We start from the raw sequence: 18,207 nt of genomic DNA, 5'->3' as shown, positions 1-18,207 counted from the left end.
GTCACGGCGTCGCGGTCAGTCTTGCGAGAGTGGCTTGACCTGTCGGTTTGCGGGAGAGTGTGGTCCTGTGGGGCGCGGCAGTGGGGGCAGGGAGGGCTCCCGCAGCCAGGCGTCGAAGAGTCCGTCGAGGGGGCCGACTGCGTACTGCTGGGCGTGCGTGGTGAAGTCGGTGGTGCTCACCGTGCCGTGGCGATGTCTCCTGGTCCAGTCCTTGAGCATGGGGAAGAAGGCGTCCTCGCCCAGGGCGCAGCGCAGCGCGTGGATCGTCAGCCCTCCCCGCTCATAGAGCCGATCATCGAACATCAGCTCCTTGCTCGGGTCGGCCGGCCGCAGATCCTGCGGAAGCGCCGCCAGCAGCTGGTGCGCGGCCGCGGCATGGGCAGCTGCCGTTCGTCCTCCCGCGTGCTCCGACCACAGCCACTCCGCGTACTTGGCGAAGCCCTCGTTGAGCCAGATGTGCTGCCAGTCGGCGACCGAGACGCTGTTGCCGAACCACTGGTGGGCCAGTTCATGGGCGATCAGGCGTTCCGAGGTGCGTGCGCCGTCGACGTGGTTGGTGCCGAAGGTGGCCATGCCCTGGGCCTCCACCGGTATGTCCAGTTCCTCGTCGGCGACCACGACCGTGTACTCACCGAAGGGATACGGCCCGAACACCTCCTCGAAGAACTGCATCATGCGGGTCTGCCGGGCGAAGTCCTCGGTGAACTCGGGCAGCAGTCGTGCGGGCAGGTAGGCGATCTGCGGCACCAGCGGGTGCCGTCCCTCCGCCGGGACCGGGCTTGTGAGCGGCACGGCCATGTACTTGCCGAGGGAGACGGTCACCAGGTAGGTGGAGGTGGGGGCCGGCTGCTCGTACACCCAGGTGGTGCTGCTCGCCCGGGTAGTACGGGTGACCAGCCGGCCGCCGACGACCGCGGTGTACGGGGACGGTGAGGTGATCGATACCCGGTACGACGCCTTGTCGGCCGGCCGGTCGTTACAGGGATACCAGGATGGTGCACCGACCGGCTGGCTGGCCACCAGCGCACCGTCGGTCAGCTCCTCCCAGCCCAGGCCGCCCCACGGGCTGCCCATCGGCTGAGGGTTGCCGGTGTAACGCACCTCGACGGTGAAGCCTGCGCCCGGGGCGAGCGCCTCCGCCGGGCGGATCCGCAGCTTGCCCGCCCGGTGGGTGTAGCGCACGGTCCGGCCGTCCAGCAGCACCCGCTGAATTCTGAATGCGGCCAGGTCGAGTGCGATGTCCTCCAGTGGCGCGGGGCCTGCCAGCGCGCTGAGCCGGGCCGAGCCGCTGAGCCGATTGGACACGGGCCGGTAGTCCAGGTCGAGCTCGTAGTGGTGGACCCGGTAGCGGGTATCCCCGTGATCCGGGAAGTACGGGTCCGTACCGGGAGCAGAGACCGGCTGGTGATTCAACAGTCTCCCTCCCTCCTGGCATCAGTGGGCTGACGGCCCATCGTCGCCTGCCTCATTCTCGCCAGGCCGCGATCGGATTGCCCAGCCACCGGGTGTCGTCCGGGACGGTTTCCGCGCCCATGGCCAGCGACGCCGGCCCGAGCGTGCTGCGCGCCCCGAGGGTGCTGCCGGGCAACACGATGCCACCGGGGCCGAGCGTGGCGCCCTCGCGGAGAACCACGGTGTTCGTCCGGATGATGCGGTCGTGAAAGAGGTGGGTCTGCAGCACACAGCCCCGGTTGACGCTCACCCCGCCTTCCAGGGTGACCAGGTCGGCTTCCGGCAGCCAGTACGTTTCGCACCACACACCCCGGCCGACGGTGGCTCCCAGAGCCCGCAGCCAGAGATTCATCAGCGGCGTGCCCGGCACCGGACCGACCAGCCACGGCACGGCCAGCACCTCGACGAAGGTGTCGGCCAGCTCCGTACGCCATACGAAGCCGCTCCAGAGAGGGTGCTCCGCCGGGCGGAACCGGCCCACCAGCAGCCACTTGGCAGCGATGGACACCCCACAGGCGACGACCCCCGCGGACAGCAGCACCAGGCCGGACAGCAGCGCCGCCACCGCCGGCGAGCAGTGTTCGGCCACGTGCGCCAGCGCGGCCGCCGCCAGCAGGGCAAGGGCGGCGGAGACCAGCACCGGCACCAGCCGGCACCCTTCGACCAGTCCTCGGGCCCAGAGCAGCCGGGTCGGTGGATCGTAGGTCAGGCGGCGGTCCCCGATGTAGGCCGAGCGCGGCAGACGCATGGGCGGCATACCAAGGTACGAGCTGTCCTTCTTCGCCTTCTCCGGAGTAGCTGACAGCACCCCCACCAGGCCTCGCGTCGGGACGGCACGCCCCGGCGCGGTCATGCCGGAGTTGCCGAGAAAGGCCCGCTCGCCGATCTCGGCCGCGCCGATCCGAAGCCACCCGCCCCCCAGCTCGTACGGGGCGACCAGGGTGTCATCGGCCAGAAAGGCGCCGTCGCGAACCGTGGTGAGACTGGGCAGCGCAAGCACCGTGGAGACCTCGACGCGCCTGCCGACCTTCATTCCCAGTGTGCGCAGCCAGACAGGCGTGATGAGGCCGGCATAGAGCGGAAAGAGCGTGTCACGGGCCAGGTCCATGAGCTGGCTGACGGTCCAGGCCTGCCAGCCGATCCGGCCGTGCAGCGGATACCAGCCGGGGTGCAGGCCACGGCTCAGCGACCGGACAGCGACGATCAGCAGGGCGGTGTACGACAGTCCGAAGGCCAAGGTGGCGGGCACGAGCGCGATGAGCGCTCCGCGTACGGCGTCGCCCAGACCGTCCCCGGCACGGACGAAGCAGCCCGCCACCACCAGTGCCGGGACCGCGGCCAGCAGGCGCAGCAGTCCGAGCGCCGGGCCGCTCACTCCGTAGAGCGCCGCCCAACGGGCCCGGCGTGGGGGACGCCGCTCGGGCCACCGCTGTTCGGCCTTGCCCAGTTTGACGGCGGGCGCACCGCCCCAGCTCTGGCCGGTCGGCACCCTGGCAGTGACGCAGGAGCCGGGAGCGACCTGAGCCCGCTTGCCCACACGGGAGCCAGGGAAGAGAGTGCTGCGGACACCGACCACTGCGCCGGAGCCGACCTTCACCGGGCCGACCTCCAGCCGGTCCCCGTCCAGCCAGTAGCCGGACAGGTCCACCTCCGGTTCGACGGCACACCCCCGGCCCAGCTTGAGCATCCCCGTGACCGGCGGCAGCGAGTGCAGATCGACATCCGGCCCGATACGGGCGCCCAGTGCACGGCCGTATCGGACCAGCCACGCCCCGGACAGGCAGGCGGCCCCGCTCAACTCCGCGAGCCGCTCCGCGGTCCACAGCCGCAGATGTACGCTTCCGCCGCGGGGGTAGCTGCCCGGCCGCAGCCCCCGGAGCAGCAGCCGCGCCCCACCGGCTGCCATCGCCAGCCTGCCTGGCGGGCTGAAGAACAGCAGGCCGCCGGCTGCCACCCACCACCAAGAGGCCGTCGGCGCCCACGGATAGCCGCCGCACCACGCCAGGACATTGCCCAGAGCCAACAGCCCGAGCGTCCATCGCAGCCCGGCCAACGTGAAGAGCGGCAGCAACAGCATCAGTTGCACGATGCCGGCAGCGGCCGGGACGGGGGTCACCCGGCGCGTGTCGTCGCGCTCGTCCCGTGAGGAACGCTCCAGCAGCCGGGCCAACTTGCGCAAGGTGGGCTGCCGGTAGATGTCGCGGACGGCGGTGGCCGGGTAGCGGTCACGGAGCAGGGTGGCGAGCTGGGCGGCGGCGAGGCTGCCGCCGCCGATCGCGAAGAAGTCGTCCCGGGCGTCGACGACCGGCACACCGAGGATCTCGCGCCACTGCTCGGCCAGCCACGCCTCGGTGCCGGTGAGCTGCCCGGCCGAACCCGGAGCGCCGGGATCGGGCACTGCCGTCCACGGCAGCGGCCAGGGTAGCGCGGCCCGGTCCACCTTGCCGGAGGTACGGGTGGGCAAGGCATCGACGGGGGCGAGCAACGGCACCAGGGCGGAGGGCAGTTGGGCGCGGAGCCGCTCGACGGCCTTCCTCCGGTCCCAGCCGTCCTGGACCAGCACATAGCCGACCAACAGGGGGTTGCCGCCGCGCGCGGTCCGGACGGCGGCCGCGGCACCGCTCACGCCGGGCAGCGCCTGGAGGGCCGCGTCCACCTCACCGAGTTCGATGCGCCGGCCACCGAGCTTGACCTGTTCGTCGTCCCGTCCCAGGAAGACCAGACCGTCGGGCTCGGCCCGTACGAGATCACCGCTGCGGTAGGCCCGGAGCCAGCCGAGTGACGGCAGCGGACCGTATTTCTCGGCGTCCTTGTCGCGGTCCAGGTAACGTGCCAGTCCGGCCCCGCCGATGACCAGTTCACCGCTGCCGCCCATGGCGACCGGTGCACCGGCCTGGTCCACCACGGCCAGGTCCCAGCCGTCCAACGGCAGGCCGATCCTGACCGGTCCTTTGCCGGTCAGCAGCGAGGCACAGGTCACCACGGTCGCCTCGGTCGGACCGTAGGTGTTCCAGACCTCCCGCCCCTCGGTGACCAACCGCTCCACCAACTCGGGCGGACACGGCTCACCACCGAAGACCAGCAGCCGCACCTCGTTGAGCGCCTCGGTCGGCCACAAGGCGGCGAGTGTGGGGACCGTGGACACGACCGTGATGTCCTGCTCGGCGAGCCACAGGCCGAGACCGGCTCCGTCACGCACCTGGGAACGAGGCACGGGAACCAGACAGGCGCCGTGCCGCCAGGCGAGCCACATCTCCTCGCAGGAGGCGTCGAAGGCGACCGAGAGACCCGCCATCACCCGGTCACCCGGGCCGATCGGCTCCGCCTGGAGGAAGAGCTCCGCCTCGGCGTCGACGAAGGCCGCCGCGTTGCGGTGGGTGACGGCGACGCCCTTGGGGCCGCCGGTGGAACCGGAAGTGAAGATGATCCAGGCGTCATCCGCGGGACCAGGGCGGCGCTGAGGGCCGGTGGTGCGGCCGCCCGTCATGCTGAGACGCCGTCCGCCTTCCAGGACGGCGCTCACCGCCGCCTCACCGAACACCAGATCCGCCCGTTCGTCCGGGTCCTCCGCGTCCACCGGTACGTACGCCGCACCCGCGGCGAGCACCGCCAGAATGCAGACGTAGAGGTCATTGGTGCCGGACGGCAGGCGCACACCGACGCGGTCGCCCACTCCGATCCCGGCTGACGCCAGCCGACGCCGCAGCGCATCAACCTCGCTGGCGAGCTCCTGGTAGCTCAGCGAGGTCCGTCCGTCGTCCAGAGCCGGCTCGTGCGGATGGAGCAGGACGGTGACGTCCAGGATGTCCAGGAGCGTCCGCGCAGCGGGAGCCGTGCGTCCGCCGAACACAGCGGGAGGGCCGTCGGCGCGTTCACCGCCAGGGTTGTGCTCCCGCACCATGCGCCCCGACACCAGCTCAACCATGTGTTCCTCGTCCTTCGTTCCCCCCTTCCACCGCCGGGGCCGGGGCGGGGGACCGGGTGGCATGCACCTCGTGCCGCATGCCGCATGCCTCCGCCCCGGCAGGCACGGACCACGGGAATTGCCCGCAGGGCTCACTCGCCCTCTCCATGCGAATATCCGGCATCCCGTGACACCCAGCGAGGATTAGTGGCAAACGGGTTGTTCTCCCTCTGTGGGCGCTTACGGCTTCCTCTCGGCGGACCGCAGGCGGGTCACCCGTTCGGGCGCCCGCGCGGTGCGTCGCGTCGGGCCTCTGGCCCACGCTGCTCTCAATCCCCACTGATAAGGAGCGGTACCGGTGACGCTGTTGGCCCACGACTGGCTGGCTCCGTGGGTGGCGAAGGCCCACTCGGCCCTCGAAGGGGGGCCGCTGGCCGCGTTCCTTGCGGAGCTCGCCACCGCCGCCCCCGCGCTGGGACGCACCACGGCGCACATCATCACTCTCCCCGTGCACCCCGCCGCACTCGCCTTGCGCACGTCCCCTGAGGCCCTCACCGCGGCCTTGGCGCAGCTCGGCGAGGTCGGGCTGCTCACGTGCACCTACGACGGCGACTCGGACGCCGCGCATGCCACGATCACCCTGCTGTCCGGCAGTACATCCCGGTGAGCACTCGGCAACGGCGAGCGGGGCCGGGGAACCCAGGGGCGCCCCACCCGCACGTGCGGAAACCACGCCGGTGATTGGCGACCGCGTCCCACCCGGCGTGCTGCGCGACACCATCCAGCCGTTCCCCGACTCGTCCGCAGGCATCACGCGGAGGATGCCGGTCGGCCTTCGAGAACCCACTGGGCGACCAAGCCGATGGCCGCGACCACGGAATGTCGCAATCGGCCATCCCACAGATCGGGCGGGCGTTCGCACGGGCGGGAGGCTGTCGCAGAGTTCCTGCTCGGTGGACGTCAACAGCCCCTCTTGGAGGCGTGCTTGATCAGTTGGTTGAGATTGTGGACCGTGGCGAGGAGCTTGATCTCGGCGTCCACGGCTTGGCGGCCGCGGTAGTTGAGGTGGCGCCCGAAGCGTTGGAAGAGCCGGGCGAACCCGGCTCGACCAGGGCGCTGCGTTGACCAAGCGCACGTTGAGCCAGGTGAGGGTGACGCCAGGTGCTGGTGACGATGGCGGGGGTGGCTACTCCAGCAGCCGCTGCCTGATCAACTCCATCACTTCCGCGCGGCTGCGCTTGCCGTTGTCGGCGGCGTTGAAGTGGTTGCCGATGCGCACCGAGACGGCGAGCAGGCAGCGGACCTCGACCTCGTCCTCGTCGGGGCAGAAGGAGGAGAACAGGGAACGCAGATAGTCCATACGGCGGTTGTCGACGCGGCGCAGGCGCTCGGCGACGGCCGCGTCGCGGCGGGCCCAGTCGCGGATCGCCATGTCGGCGGTGGTGCCCCGCACCGGCCCTTCGGTGGCAGCGGCGACGATGGCGAACAGCCGCTCCAGTCTGGCCCTGGCATCTCCCCCGCCGCTCTCAACCTGCTCGATCACACTCTCGGCGACCTCGTACTCCCAGGTGTCGAGCATTTCGGTGAGCAGCGCACCCCGGTTGCGGAAGTACCCGTAGAAGCCACCCTTGCTGACGCCGAGTGCCTGCGCCAGTGCCTCGATCCGGACGGCTTCGGGGCCGCCTGCGACCAGTGCCCGCAAGCCTTCCTCGATCCACTTGCCGCGTGGCGTACGGGTCGCGCCCATGATGTGTGCCTCCTCACGTCTCCCCCGAGTATACGGGGGCGTATAGAGGGTTCTATGCTGGAAATATACGCCACCGTATAGATAGGGGCCTGCTGATGCGACTTCCCCGAACCGCCCACACCGACCGCCCCTGGCGGATCCACAAGATCGCCGACGACTTCACGGTCGAGGACGTCTGGGCACTGCCCACCCCCGGCGGACCCGACGACCTTCTGTGGCTGGTGCGCCAGATCGCCGAAGGAATCAGGAGCGGGGTGAACGGAGAAGGCCCCGTCTCCCGCGTGCTCTTCGCCGTCCGCTGGAAGCTCGGAGCACTGCTCGGCTGGGACAAGTCCGGTACCGGCATCAGCACCCGAGTGCCTTCCCTGCGGGACCGGTTGCCGGCGGACCTTCGCGAGGGCCCCCAGGGTCCCGACCTCGGCTCGTCCCCGTTCACCTCCCTCTATCAGAGGGACGACGAGTGGGCCGCCGAGATGGGCAACAAGACCGTGCACGCGGTGATGCACATCGGCTGGGTCCCGGACGGGTCCGGCGGCTACCGCGGCCAGATGGCCGTCCTGGTGAAGCCGAACGGGCTGTTCGGCACCCTCTACATGGCCGCCATCAAGCCCTTCCGGTACATCGGGGTGTACCCGGCGCTGTTGCGCTCCATCGGCCGCGAGTGGCAGGCGAACGCCGCCGGGCGGAGCGTGCACTGACCGGCTCCGTCTGGCCGAAGTGTTCGCCCGGGACCAGATGCACCCCCCGCCTGACCTCCCGCAGCCCCTGGCTCGACCACTGCGGCGAACTCGCCCTGATTCACGGCACATTGATCCGGCTGAAGGTCGAGCACCTACCTGGCGACCGTGATCCGAAGCCGGCGTGGCTGTGGTCCTCGTGCACCGGCATGACCGGCCAGGATGTCGACCTGCGCTGGCAGGCGTTCCTCCGCAGATTCGACCTGGAACATACCCTCCGACTGTTCAAACAGCCCCTGGGCTGGACCGTGCCGAAGGTCCGCGCCCCCAGACCGCCGACCCATGGACCTGGCCGATCATCGCCGCCCACACCCAACTCCGCCTCGCCCGCCCCCTTGCCGAAGGCCTCCACCGCCCCTGGGAACGGCCCGCCGCTGCCGACACCCCGGCGCTCCTCGGCACCCCTCCCGGGCATCGTCGGGGTGCACGCCGGTCGTCAACCGTTTCATGAGCATTCAACTGACTGCTCCTGATCGTTGTTGTGCACTGCCTCTACGGTCCTGGAGGCTTTCGAAGGAAGGGACTCATGGATGCACTGCTCGCAGTCCGGGCTCGCGGGATCACCAAGTGGTTCGGTGATGTCCTCGCGCTCGACGGCGTCGACCTGGATGTGACGCAGGGGCAGATTCACGGCCTGGTCGGACCGAACGGCGCCGGCAAGACGACCTTGCTCGGCCTCCTGCTGGGGCTGGCCGTCGCCGACAGCGGCAGCCTCGACATTCGGGGTACACCGGTCGGGCGGGCGCTCGACGCACCCGACGGTGTCGCGGGTTTCGTGGACGGACCCGGTCTCTACCCCTCACTCACCGCCCGGCAGAACCTCGCCGCGCTGGCCGCTCTCCGCGGTGACGACGCGCGGACGACGGCGATCGACGACGCGCTTGCGCAGGTCGGGCTCACCGATGTGGCCGACGATCGGGCCCGCGGATTCTCCCTCGGCATGCGACAGCGGCTGGGGCTGGCCGCGGCGCTGCTCACCAAGCCCCGGCTGCTTGTGCTTGACGAGCCGTCCAACGGTCTGGATCCGGCCGGCAAAAAACACGTACACGGTGTCCTGACCCGGCTCGCGACGGACGGCACCGCCATCGTGCTCTCCAGTCACCGCATGGACGACCTCGAGGCCCTGTGTTCCGACGTCACCATCCTCGCCACCGGGCGGGTCGTCTTCTCCGGTCCGTTGAGCAAGCTGGCCGCCGAGGAGCAGGAGCTCGACTACCGGGTTCGCACCTCCGATGCGCACGCCGCCCGCCAACTGGCTGCCGAAACGGCCGGGATCCGGCTCGTCGATGACGCCGGGGCACGGCACGACGCGCAGCTGCTCGTCGTGCGCGCGCTGGCGCCTGCCCTCGACGAACTGGTGGTGCGGCTGGTGCAGGCGGGCATCGCGGTACGCGAGCTCTCCCCCGTGGTATCGCCGCTCGAGGCAGCGTTCCTCGCCCTCACCGACCCCGGGGAGGCCGGACGATGACCGCGGCCCTCGCCCATGCCCAGCCCCACGGTGCCGGTACCCGCCGCGTCTCGGTGGCGCGTGTCTACCGCTTCGAGCTGGTCAAGCTCGTCTCGCAGTGGCGGATCCGCCTGCTGGTTCTTGCCTGCTGGATCGCGCCGGCGCTCTTCGTCGCCGCGGTGGGCCAACAGAGCACGCTCCCCGTCGACACGCTTTTCGGCCGCTGGATGCACGCCACGGGATGGGCCGGACCGCTGGTGATGCTCGGCTTCGCGGGCACTTGGGCGCTTCCGCTGCTGACCTCGGTGGTCGCCGGCGATGTGTTCGCCGCCGAGGACCGGCTCGGCACCTGGCGCCACCTGCTCGTGGCGGTCCGGTCGCCCAGGCGGATATTCGCCGCGAAGGCGTTCGCCAGCCTCACCGTCCTCCTGCTGCTCGTGGCGGGGCTGGCCTGTTCCAGCGCGGCTGGTGGGGTCGTGGCGGTCGGCAGCCGGCCGCTGGTCGGCCTCGACGGCCACCTGCTGACGTCGGCGGACGCCGCCGTAAAGGTCCTGCTCGCCTGGGTCTGTGTCCTCGCTCCGACCCTCGCCCTCGCCGGGATCGGACTGCTCGGGTCCGTCGCGCTGGGGCGCTCCCCGATGGGACTGCTGCTGCCCGTGCTCGTCGCCCTCGCGATGCAGCTCGCCCAGATGATGCCACTGCCCGTCGCCGTACGCCTCGCCCTGCCCAGCTACGCCTTCATCGCCTGGAACGGTCTGTTCACCGGCCCGGCCCAGCTCGCCCCGCTCCTGATCGGCATCGGTGTCAGCCTGGCGTGGGCCGTGCTGGCGACAGCGCTGGCCTATCTGCTGTTCCTGCGGCGCGACTTCACGAACCTGAGCTACGACGGCTCGGGGCGCCGCGCGGTGACGGTCGGAGTGCTGCCGCTGGTTGGGCTGGTCGCCATGACGGTGGCGGTCCTCACCACGTCGATCACGGCCACGGCCACGGCCACCGGTTCCGGGATCGGTCAGGAGAAGGTGCAAAGTTCGGTCGCCACGGCATTCGCCCACCTGTACCGCATGCAGACCGAGCAGCTCCACCGGCCCGCCGTTACCGAGGCCCAGCTGAGAGCCACGGCGACGTGCAACAAGGGCAGCCTCCAGGTCGCCGCGCAGGGGCCGGGCAACGACTGGCGCTGCGTCGTCTCCTGGCATCTCCCTGGCGTCCAGGCCGCGGGGCAGGCCGTCTACCAGCTCGACGTGACCCCGGACGGGCGTTTCATGGCCGATGGCGACGGGCCGAAGGAAGTCAACGGCTACTTCCTGGTGCGGACCCCGGAGGGGGACGCACCGAACCCGCTGTGGCAGTTCGACGGCAATGTCGAACTCGTCTCCACCTCGAAGGGATGACTCCATGCAGGTCATACGCCGCCGTCGGCATGACGAGAACGACCGTGCCGGCTTTCTCGACAGACGCTTCAGGCGCTTCAGCCGCCGCGGTGCCCTGGCAACGGCCACCGCGGTCGTGCTCGCCGCCACCGCCGGCATCGGTTATGCCCAGACCCACCAGTTCGGCACCGACCAGGTGGGCCAGAAGACGGCTGATGGCCAGGTCGTCTCCAGCGACCAGTACATCGCCCCGTACGGCGACCGCCTCGTCATCGACAACGGCAAGATCATGTCGTCGTCGGTCAGCCCGGACGGTACCCACGTCGCGGCCTCGCTGACCGACGGCGGAGCGGCGCTGGCCATCGTCGACCGCAAGAACTGGAAGGTGCAGCAGCTCGTCGGCGCCTCCGCATCGTCGGTCCCGCGCATCAGCAGCAACTCCGTGGGCCAGGAAGGCCCCACGTACTCACCCGACGGCAAGCAGCTGTGGCTGGGCCAGACCGATGGCTACACCAAGTTCACCGTGAACCCGGACGGCAGCGTCACCGACCCGACGTTCATCAAGATCCCGGCGGACGGATCCAAGCACGCGCTGGTGGGTGAGCCGGTGTTCTCGTCCGACGGCTCCACCGTGTACGCCGCGGTCAACGGCCAGAACAAGGTGGTTGCCCTCGATGCGGCGACCGGGGCCGTCAAGCACAGCTGGGACGTCGGCAACGCCCCGCGTGACATGGTCAAGGTCGGCGACAAGCTCTACGTCAGCAACGAGGGCGGCCGTCCGGCCAAGCCTGGCGACACCACGATCAACTCCTACAACACCCAGGTTCCTGCCGACCTGAAGACCGGTGCCACCACCACCGGCACGGTCAGCGTCATCGACCTGGCGAAGCCGGATGCCGCCGTCGGGAGCATCGACGTCGGTCTGCACCCGACCGCCCTGTACGCCAAGGGCGGCGCGCTGTTCGTCACCAACACCGCCACCAACGACGTGTCGGTCATCAGCACCGCCGGCGACAAGGTCGTGCAGACCATCGCCACCCGTCCGTGGCCGGAGGCGTCGGTGGGTTACGAGCCCAACGCGGTGACGCTCACCGACGACGGTCATCTGCTGGTGACGCTCGGCCGCGCCAACGCGGTCGCCGTGTACAAGTACAAGAGCCCGCAGGAGCCGGTCGGCTACGTCGGCCTGCTCCCCACGGACTACTTCCCCGCGGAGATCGCCACCGTCGGCAACCAGGTGCTGGTCTCCAACACCCGTGGTATCGACGCCCGTCGCGCCAACCCCAGCGGCGCGCACGGCACCCACGACACCACCTCCAGCCTGCAACGGTTCACCCTGCCGGACGACAGCGTCATCAGGTCAGAGACGGCCAAGGTCTTCAAGCAGAACGGCTGGACGGGCAACTCGGTCAAGAAGACCGACGGCAAGAGCCACAGGAAGCCGATAGCGGTCCCGCAGCGGCTCGGCGACCCCTCGACGATCAAGCACGTCTTCCTGATCGTCAAGGAGAACCGGACCTACGACCAGGTCTTCGGCGACATCCCGCAGGGCAACGGCGACGCGAAGCTGACACAGTTCGGCGAGAACGTGACGCCGAACCAGCATGCGATGGCCAAGCAGTTCGGGCTGTACGACAACACCTACGACATCGGCACCAACTCTGCCGAGGGCCACAACTGGCTGATGCAGAGCGACAATCCGGAGTACACCGAGTCCTCGGCCGGTGAGTACCAGCGCAGCTACGACACCGAGAACGACGCTCTCGGCCACCAGAAGTCCGGTCTTCTGTGGACCGGTGCGCAGGCTGCGGGCAAGTCCGTCAAGGACTTCGGTGAGTTCCAGTCGATGGAGAGCAAACCGTCCGGAGCGTCCTGGCAGAACCTGTACTGCGACGCCAAGACCATGGACGCAACCGGGCAGCCCACGGCCTACCCCATCAAGACCGGGTCGGCGATCCCCTCGCTCAACGACGTGTCGGTGCCCGGCTTCCCGATGTTCGACCTCGACGTCCCGGACATCTACAAGTACCAGGTCTGGAAGCAGGACTTCGAGAAGAACGGGCCGGCGAACCTGAACATGTTCTGGTTCTCCAACGACCACACCGGTGGTCCCGCGAGCCCGTCCGCCCAGGTCGCGGACAACGACCTCGCGGTCGGCAAGATGGTCGACAAGATCTCGCACAGCAAGTACTGGAAGGACTCGGCCGTCTTCGTCGTCGAGGACGACTCCCAGGCCGGCCTCGACCACGTCGACGGGCACCGGGCCCCGATCCAGATCATCAGCCCCTGGGCACAGCACGGCAAGACCGACAGCCACTACTACACCCAGATCACGATGATCCGGACCATCGAGCAGATCCTCGGGATCCACCCGATGAACCAGAAGGACAGCGCGGCCAGCCCCATGAGCCGTGCCTTCACCGCCCACCCGGACGCCACCCCGTTCAAGGCGCAGCCCAACCGCTTCCCGCTCACCGACGGCCTGAAGACCCAGCCGCCCTGCGGCTCGGACAACCCGGCACCGCAGAGCCCCAGGGCAGCGGCCGTCCCGCCCGCGAAGGTACCCGCGGACAAGCAGGACCTGGCGGCAACCTGGGACAAGTGGAAGTCCAGGCAGCGACTGACCGGCCCCCACGCTGTCCCCGACTACGCCAACCCCGCCCAGATGAACCACCTCACCTGGTACGAGACGCACAACTGGAACAAGCCGTACCCGGGCGAGAACAAGATCTTCGCGCCGCAGGATGTGCCGGGAGCGTACCTGCCTTCCTCGGAGAACGACGGCTGATGTCTGCTGGAGGCTGAGCGGCGAGTGGCCTCACCACGGCCCGGAGCACAGACGGTCCGGGCCGTCGGGCCGCCTTCTTCTGGCGGGCGCGACCTGAACGAGTCCGCGCGTCCTTGGCGCCTCGGCAGTCGGTGCACGAGGCGGAACGGCACCGAGCACAGACGCCAGGGCAGGGCAGGGCAGCGATGAGCGTACACACTGGCCATGGCCGCTCCGTCTTCCCCGAACTCTGGGCTGCGGTCGGCAGCCCGGACCGCGACGGATTCCGCGAGCTGATGGCGCGGCCGTCTGTACACCGCGAGGCGCGGCGGCTCGACGCCCACCCACTGGTGATGGGGCCGCTCCTGGTCCTCACGATCCTGCTGTCACCGTTCGGCCTGCTGCTCTTCCTGCTGCTGTGGGCGGTCGTCACGTGACGGCGCGCGGCCGACGGCACCGGCCCGGTGCCGGGACGTCTCCCCCGTCTCCGTCACCGGCCGGTCGTACCGCAGGTCGTCGAAGAGCCGGGCCGACCTCCTGGCGTCCCACTTCAGTACGTTGCCCTTGGGCGTGGGGACACCGATACCGGACACGGGCACGTTGATCTGCTTGCCGTGTCCGCCCGTGACGCTCTGCACGGCGCGGAAGATCCTGCTGAGATCGCGCAGGCTCATGTCCTTGTCGACGATGAGCGTGTCGAGCCCGGCCTGCATGGCCGGACCGATCTCCAGCGGGTCGAAGAGGGTGTCGGGCCGGGCGGCCTGGTGGGCGAGGGTCGACAGGAACTTCTGCTGGTTCCTCGACCGGCCCAGGTCGCCCTCCTTCTCCTGGTGCCGCTCGCGGACGAAGGCGAGCGCCTGCTTGCCGTTCAGGGTGTGACAGCCCTTGCGCAGATCGGCACCCGATTTCTGGTCCTTGATGTCCCGGTCCAGGCACATCCGAACGCCGCCGATGGCGTCGACGATGTTCACGAACCCGGCGAAGCCGATCTCCGCGTAGTGGTCGATGCGCAGCCCGGTGTTCTTCTCGACGGTGTGCACGAGCAGTTCGGGGCCGCCGTAGGAGAAGGCGGCGTTCAGCTTGTCCCCCTCGGGCCGCTTGGTCTTGCCCGTCGACGTGTCGAGGCGGCCGGGCACGGTGATCCAGGAGTCGCGCGGCAGACTGACCATGCTGGTTCCGTGGGCCCCGGTGTGCAGCAGCATCATCGAGTCGGTGCGCCGCCCGCCGCCCCCGCCGGCGTGCAGGTCTTTCACGTCGTCCTCGGAGAGTCCGTCGCGGCTGTCCGAGCCCACGATGAGGTAGTTGGTGCCCTCGCCGGGCGGCGGACGGTCCCCGTACGCGCCGAGGTCGACGTCACGTTGGAGCCGGGTCTCGGCCCAGCCGTACGTGCCGCCCGCCGCGACGACCACAACGGCCAGCAGGACGAGCACCGCCCGCCGCAGCCTCCTGCGCTTCTTCGGCTGCCGGGCGTGGGCGCGCCGGGGCCCGTAGCGCGAGCTGGGGCGTTCGGCGAACCGTGCGCGTGGGGCGGCGCCTTCCGGGGCCGCGTACGGGCCCTGGCCGGCGTACGGACCCGGATCGGCGTACAGATTTGGATCGGCGTACAGCTCCGGCTCGGCGTACGGTCCCCGGCCGTCCCCCGGCTCCGGGCGCCACAGCTCGCCCGTCACCCGCACCGGCCCCCGGCGCACGGGACGACTCCCGGCGTCGCCGTGCCAGCCCTGCTCCCCTGTGGGTGTGGTGGGTCCGGCCCGCTGGTCAAGCGGGTCTGTCATGGTCAACTCCCTTGGTCATGTCCCGGGTCCGACTCGCGCGGCCGCTCGCCGGTTCCCCTCCCGTCCCCTCCGTCCCCTCACTGCGACGACCGGCCCCGCCGCGGGGGCAGCTCCTCGAGCGGACCTCCGGACGTCTCTGCGGACGGCGCTTCGAGCAGATACGGGTCGGCGGTTCCGGTGCGCTTCATGCTGTGCCACTTCAGGCGGGTGCCGAGCAGCGCCGTGATCACGGAGTGGATGACCACCAGGTACATCAACTGCCGGTAGACGAACTGCTGGAGCGGCAGCACCCACAGCACGCGCAGCCGTTCGCGGTCGAGCCGCAATGCGTACGCGGCGGTGATCAACTGAACGGCGAGGAACCCGAACCAGACGAGGGCGGCCTCCATGGGGTCGCGGAACAGCGCCCCGAAGAGGGCGAACAGGTCCACGACCGGTGCGCACAGCGGCAGCACGATCTGGAAGAGCGTGACGTAGAGCAGCACGCGCCGGCCGAAGCGCCCGGCGGGGCCGACCTCCGTCACCGCGTGACGGTGCTTCCACATCGACTGGAGGGTGCCGTAGCACCAGCGGTAGCGCTGGCGCCACAACTGCCGCACGGAGCTGGGCACTTCGGTCCAGGCGACCGCCGACTCCTGGTAGACGACGCGCCAGCCGGCCCGCCAGAGCGCCATCGTGAGGTCGGTGTCCTCGGCCAGGGTCTCGTCGCTGACGCCGCCGACGCCCATCAGCGCGTCCCTGCGGAAGGCGCCGATCGCCCCCGGCACCGTCGGCATGCACTCCAGGACCTCGAACATCCGCCGGTCGAGGTTGAAGCCGAGGACGTACTCCAGGTGCTGCCATTTGCCCAGCAGGCGGCGCCGGTTGCCGACCTTGGTGTTGCCGCTGACCGCACCGACCGCCGGGTGGGCGAGCGGCTGGACCAGCCGGGCCAGCGCCGCGGGTTCGAAGATGGTGTCCGCATCGACCATGACGACGATGTCGTGCCGGGCGTGCGCCAGACCGGTGTTGAGGGCGCTGGGCTTGCCGCCGTTGGGCTGCCGGATCACCGTCACCCGCGGGTCGTCGATGTCCTCGGCGATGTCGGCGGTGGCATCGGTCGAGCCGTCGTCGATCACGATGATCTGCAAGTGCGGGTGGGTGGAAGCGAGCAGCGAGTACACGGTGGAGGCGATGCCGGCCTCCTCGTTGTACGCGGGCACCAGGACCGTCACCGGGTCCCGCACTTCGCGCAGCCGTGGTGCGCCGGGCCGGAACCGGTGCAGCCTGCGCACATGGAGCCGGGCGAACACCGCGAACAGCAGCATCCGCAGGACGCCGAGCGCACCCGTGAGGGTCAGCGTCCACACCATCACGGTGAGGAAGGCGTGCCCGAGCCGCTGCGACCAGATCAGGCCCTCACCCTTGATCTCCTGGGCGACCGGGACCTCGTCGAGGAAGGAGGGACGGCCGAGGCCGCCGCTGATGGTGATGAACCGTTTCGCGCTGCGGTCCCGCAGCAGGTCCTGGGCCTCGTGGTAGCCCAGGTCGGTCTGGCTGTGCTGCGTCACCACCCCCCGCCACGGCTTGCGGTCCTTGCGGTCCGACGCGACCACGAGGTACCCCTGCGCCGCCGCGCGCTTCGCGGCCGGCCACTGGGGGCCGCAGAGCGTGTCCGCGGCCGTGGTGTGCGGCAGCCGCAGCAGGGTGGTGTTGATACCGGCCGCACCCGCGAGAGCGCTCTGGGTGAGCGACAGCTCAAGTCGAGCGCGCAGCGGCGAGGCGACACCGAGGTCGCCGCCACTGTAGGTGTACGAGCCGATCTCGTGGCCCTCGTGCAGGATCCGCCGCATCAGCTTCGGGTGTTGGGCCGCGTCCTTCCCGTACACGAAGAAGGTCGCCCGCGCGTGGTGCCTGCGCAGCAGGTCGAGCAGGCGCGGCGTCCACACCGGGTCGAACCCGCCGTCGAAGGTGAGCGCGACGGTCCCCGGCGGCATGGCCGCGGTGGCCACCCCCTTCGGGCCGAACCGCAGCAGTGGCTTCCCGTCGTCCGCCTCGCGCGGGATCGGCCGGGTGCACGGCGGCTTGGTGCGCGCGGCGTCGACCTGGTGGGTCGTCCAGCCCTCGAAGAGGAGGGTGACGGCGACCACCAGGAGGACCAGCAGGAGGACGAGCCAGTGTCCGCGCGGCGGGCGCCGAACAGCGGAGTGCCGGCTCACTGCTCCGGGCCTCCGGCCGACGGGGCGGATCTGCCGGCCGGCGGGCGCCGGTGGTCGTCGCGGTCCGCGTGGGCCCTGGCCGGCGGCCGGTGTGCCTCGGCTCGGTCCGGTGCGCCATGGCCGTGCTGCGATTTGCCGGTGTCCGGGCCGGAAGGCGCTGGTCCGTTCAGGCTCGGCGGGTGCGTGCCGACGGGCTGCCGGAGTCCGCTGATCAGCGTGCCGACGAACAGCAGATACCCGAGGCAGGAGCATCCCACGGCCAGCGCCACGCCTTGCAGCGTCCGCCTGCGCCAGCCCGACTGGTCGATGAAGACGGGGAGTTGGCGGGCGGCAGCCTGGGGAGGCCGTGCCGCCGGGGTCACGTGAGGCACCGCGCCCCGGTGCGGCATGCGCTGTGTCATGTCCCGCCCTGAGTGCTGCCCCGTGTACTGCTCCCTGCGGGCAGGGGGTACGGACGACAATCGCCCGTCGTGCGGTGTGCTGGCTATGTGGGGGATGCCCTGCACTGGTGCTCCTGATCTGCGGCCGCGCACGCGCGACTCTTTGTGTGTGGGGGGACGGACCCGGGGGTCCGCTGTACTGCCCGTGAGACGTCGGAGCCGCATCCCGGTGCCCGGCGCGTACGGACGGTTCCCGTACGTGCGCATGCCATGCGCCCTTCCCGGGTGGGGCCGGGAAGGCCACGTACGTGCCCTCACAAGGGCCGGGAGGCCAGGGTGCAGCCCTCAGCCATCACGCAGCCCCCGACCCTACTCGCGCACCCGGGTGGCACGGCAACAGCACCTCCTGGCCTTCGCCAGGCGTCCCGAC

The 18,207-nt window shown here is 70.3% G+C and carries 13 protein-coding genes and 1 pseudogene; 8 read left to right on the top strand and 6 right to left on the bottom strand.

Features of this window, described 5'->3' with window-relative positions:
- Window positions 1–15: 15 nt before the first annotated feature.
- Both AB0C96_RS32415 and AB0C96_RS32410 read right to left on the bottom strand, forming a co-directional pair.
- Window positions 16–1,413, bottom strand: coding sequence for a M1 family metallopeptidase (locus AB0C96_RS32415; protein ID WP_362922396.1), 1,398 nt, complete (start codon window positions 1,411–1,413; stop codon window positions 16–18).
- Between the two features lie 52 nt (window positions 1,414–1,465).
- On the bottom strand, window positions 1,466–5,377 hold the full coding sequence (locus tag AB0C96_RS32410; RefSeq protein ID WP_362922394.1) for a Pls/PosA family non-ribosomal peptide synthetase: 3,912 nt from the start codon (window positions 5,375–5,377) through the stop codon (window positions 1,466–1,468).
- Between the two features lie 337 nt (window positions 5,378–5,714).
- On the opposite strand from AB0C96_RS32410, the gene AB0C96_RS32405 reads away from it, so the two are divergent.
- Entirely contained in the window at window positions 5,715–6,023 is a 309-nt protein-coding gene (locus AB0C96_RS32405; RefSeq protein WP_362922393.1) for a hypothetical protein, read from the top strand.
- A gap of 314 nt (window positions 6,024–6,337) precedes the next feature.
- The gene (locus AB0C96_RS32400) at window positions 6,338–6,481 is read left to right on the top strand and encodes a hypothetical protein (protein ID WP_362922391.1); all 144 of its coding nucleotides are present in this window, start codon (window positions 6,338–6,340) and stop codon (window positions 6,479–6,481) included.
- A gap of 61 nt (window positions 6,482–6,542) precedes the next feature.
- Here AB0C96_RS32400 and AB0C96_RS32395 read toward each other — a convergent pair whose 3' ends face one another.
- Complete coding sequence (locus AB0C96_RS32395; protein ID WP_362922389.1) at window positions 6,543–7,103, bottom strand: TetR/AcrR family transcriptional regulator; 561 nt, start codon at window positions 7,101–7,103, stop codon at window positions 6,543–6,545.
- A gap of 95 nt (window positions 7,104–7,198) precedes the next feature.
- Here AB0C96_RS32395 and AB0C96_RS32390 point away from each other — a divergent pair, with 95 nt between their 5' ends.
- The 6 genes and pseudogenes from AB0C96_RS32390 to AB0C96_RS32365 all read left to right on the top strand — a co-directional run bounded on the left by AB0C96_RS32390 (window position 7,199) and on the right by AB0C96_RS32365 (window position 13,861).
- Window positions 7,199–7,801 (top strand): DUF2867 domain-containing protein, encoded by a 603-nt coding sequence (locus AB0C96_RS32390; RefSeq protein ID WP_362922387.1) that lies wholly within the window; start codon window positions 7,199–7,201, stop codon window positions 7,799–7,801.
- A gap of 44 nt (window positions 7,802–7,845) precedes the next feature.
- Window positions 7,846–8,210, top strand: a pseudogene (locus tag AB0C96_RS32385) (transposase); the annotation flags it as partial.
- Between the two features lie 156 nt (window positions 8,211–8,366).
- Complete coding sequence (locus tag AB0C96_RS32380) at window positions 8,367–9,308, top strand: ABC transporter ATP-binding protein (RefSeq protein WP_362922386.1); 942 nt, start codon at window positions 8,367–8,369, stop codon at window positions 9,306–9,308.
- Complete coding sequence (locus AB0C96_RS32375; protein WP_362922384.1) at window positions 9,305–10,678, top strand: ABC transporter permease; 1,374 nt, start codon at window positions 9,305–9,307, stop codon at window positions 10,676–10,678. Before AB0C96_RS32380 ends, AB0C96_RS32375 begins: the two co-directional genes overlap by 4 nt.
- A 4-nt stretch (window positions 10,679–10,682) precedes the next feature.
- Window positions 10,683–13,445 (top strand): bifunctional YncE family protein/alkaline phosphatase family protein, encoded by a 2,763-nt coding sequence (locus tag AB0C96_RS32370; protein WP_362922382.1) that lies wholly within the window; start codon window positions 10,683–10,685, stop codon window positions 13,443–13,445.
- A gap of 185 nt (window positions 13,446–13,630) precedes the next feature.
- Entirely contained in the window at window positions 13,631–13,861 is a 231-nt protein-coding gene (locus AB0C96_RS32365; protein WP_362922380.1) for a hypothetical protein, read from the top strand.
- On the opposite strand, the gene AB0C96_RS32360 is transcribed toward AB0C96_RS32365, so the two are convergent.
- From AB0C96_RS32360 to AB0C96_RS32350, 3 genes are all read right to left on the bottom strand, one after another.
- Entirely contained in the window at window positions 13,811–15,199 is a 1,389-nt protein-coding gene (locus AB0C96_RS32360) for an LCP family protein (protein WP_362922378.1), read from the bottom strand. The two genes, AB0C96_RS32365 and AB0C96_RS32360, sit on opposite strands and share 51 nt — an antisense overlap.
- Before the next feature lie 77 nt (window positions 15,200–15,276).
- The gene (locus AB0C96_RS32355; protein WP_362922376.1) at window positions 15,277–17,397 is read right to left on the bottom strand and encodes a bifunctional polysaccharide deacetylase/glycosyltransferase family 2 protein; all 2,121 of its coding nucleotides are present in this window, start codon (window positions 17,395–17,397) and stop codon (window positions 15,277–15,279) included.
- Entirely contained in the window at window positions 17,394–17,759 is a 366-nt protein-coding gene (locus tag AB0C96_RS32350) for a hypothetical protein (protein ID WP_362922375.1), read from the bottom strand. The genes AB0C96_RS32355 and AB0C96_RS32350 overlap by 4 nt, the downstream gene beginning before the upstream one ends.
- Window positions 17,760–18,207 lie beyond the last annotated feature (448 nt).

It is taken from the genome of Streptomyces sp. NPDC048506 (genome assembly GCF_040651315.1).
In the GTDB taxonomy this organism is placed as follows: Bacteria; Actinomycetota; Actinomycetes; order Streptomycetales; family Streptomycetaceae; genus Streptomyces.
The sequence above is the reverse complement of the archived record's forward strand: the minus strand, read 5'-3'. Positions and strand labels throughout refer to the sequence as shown.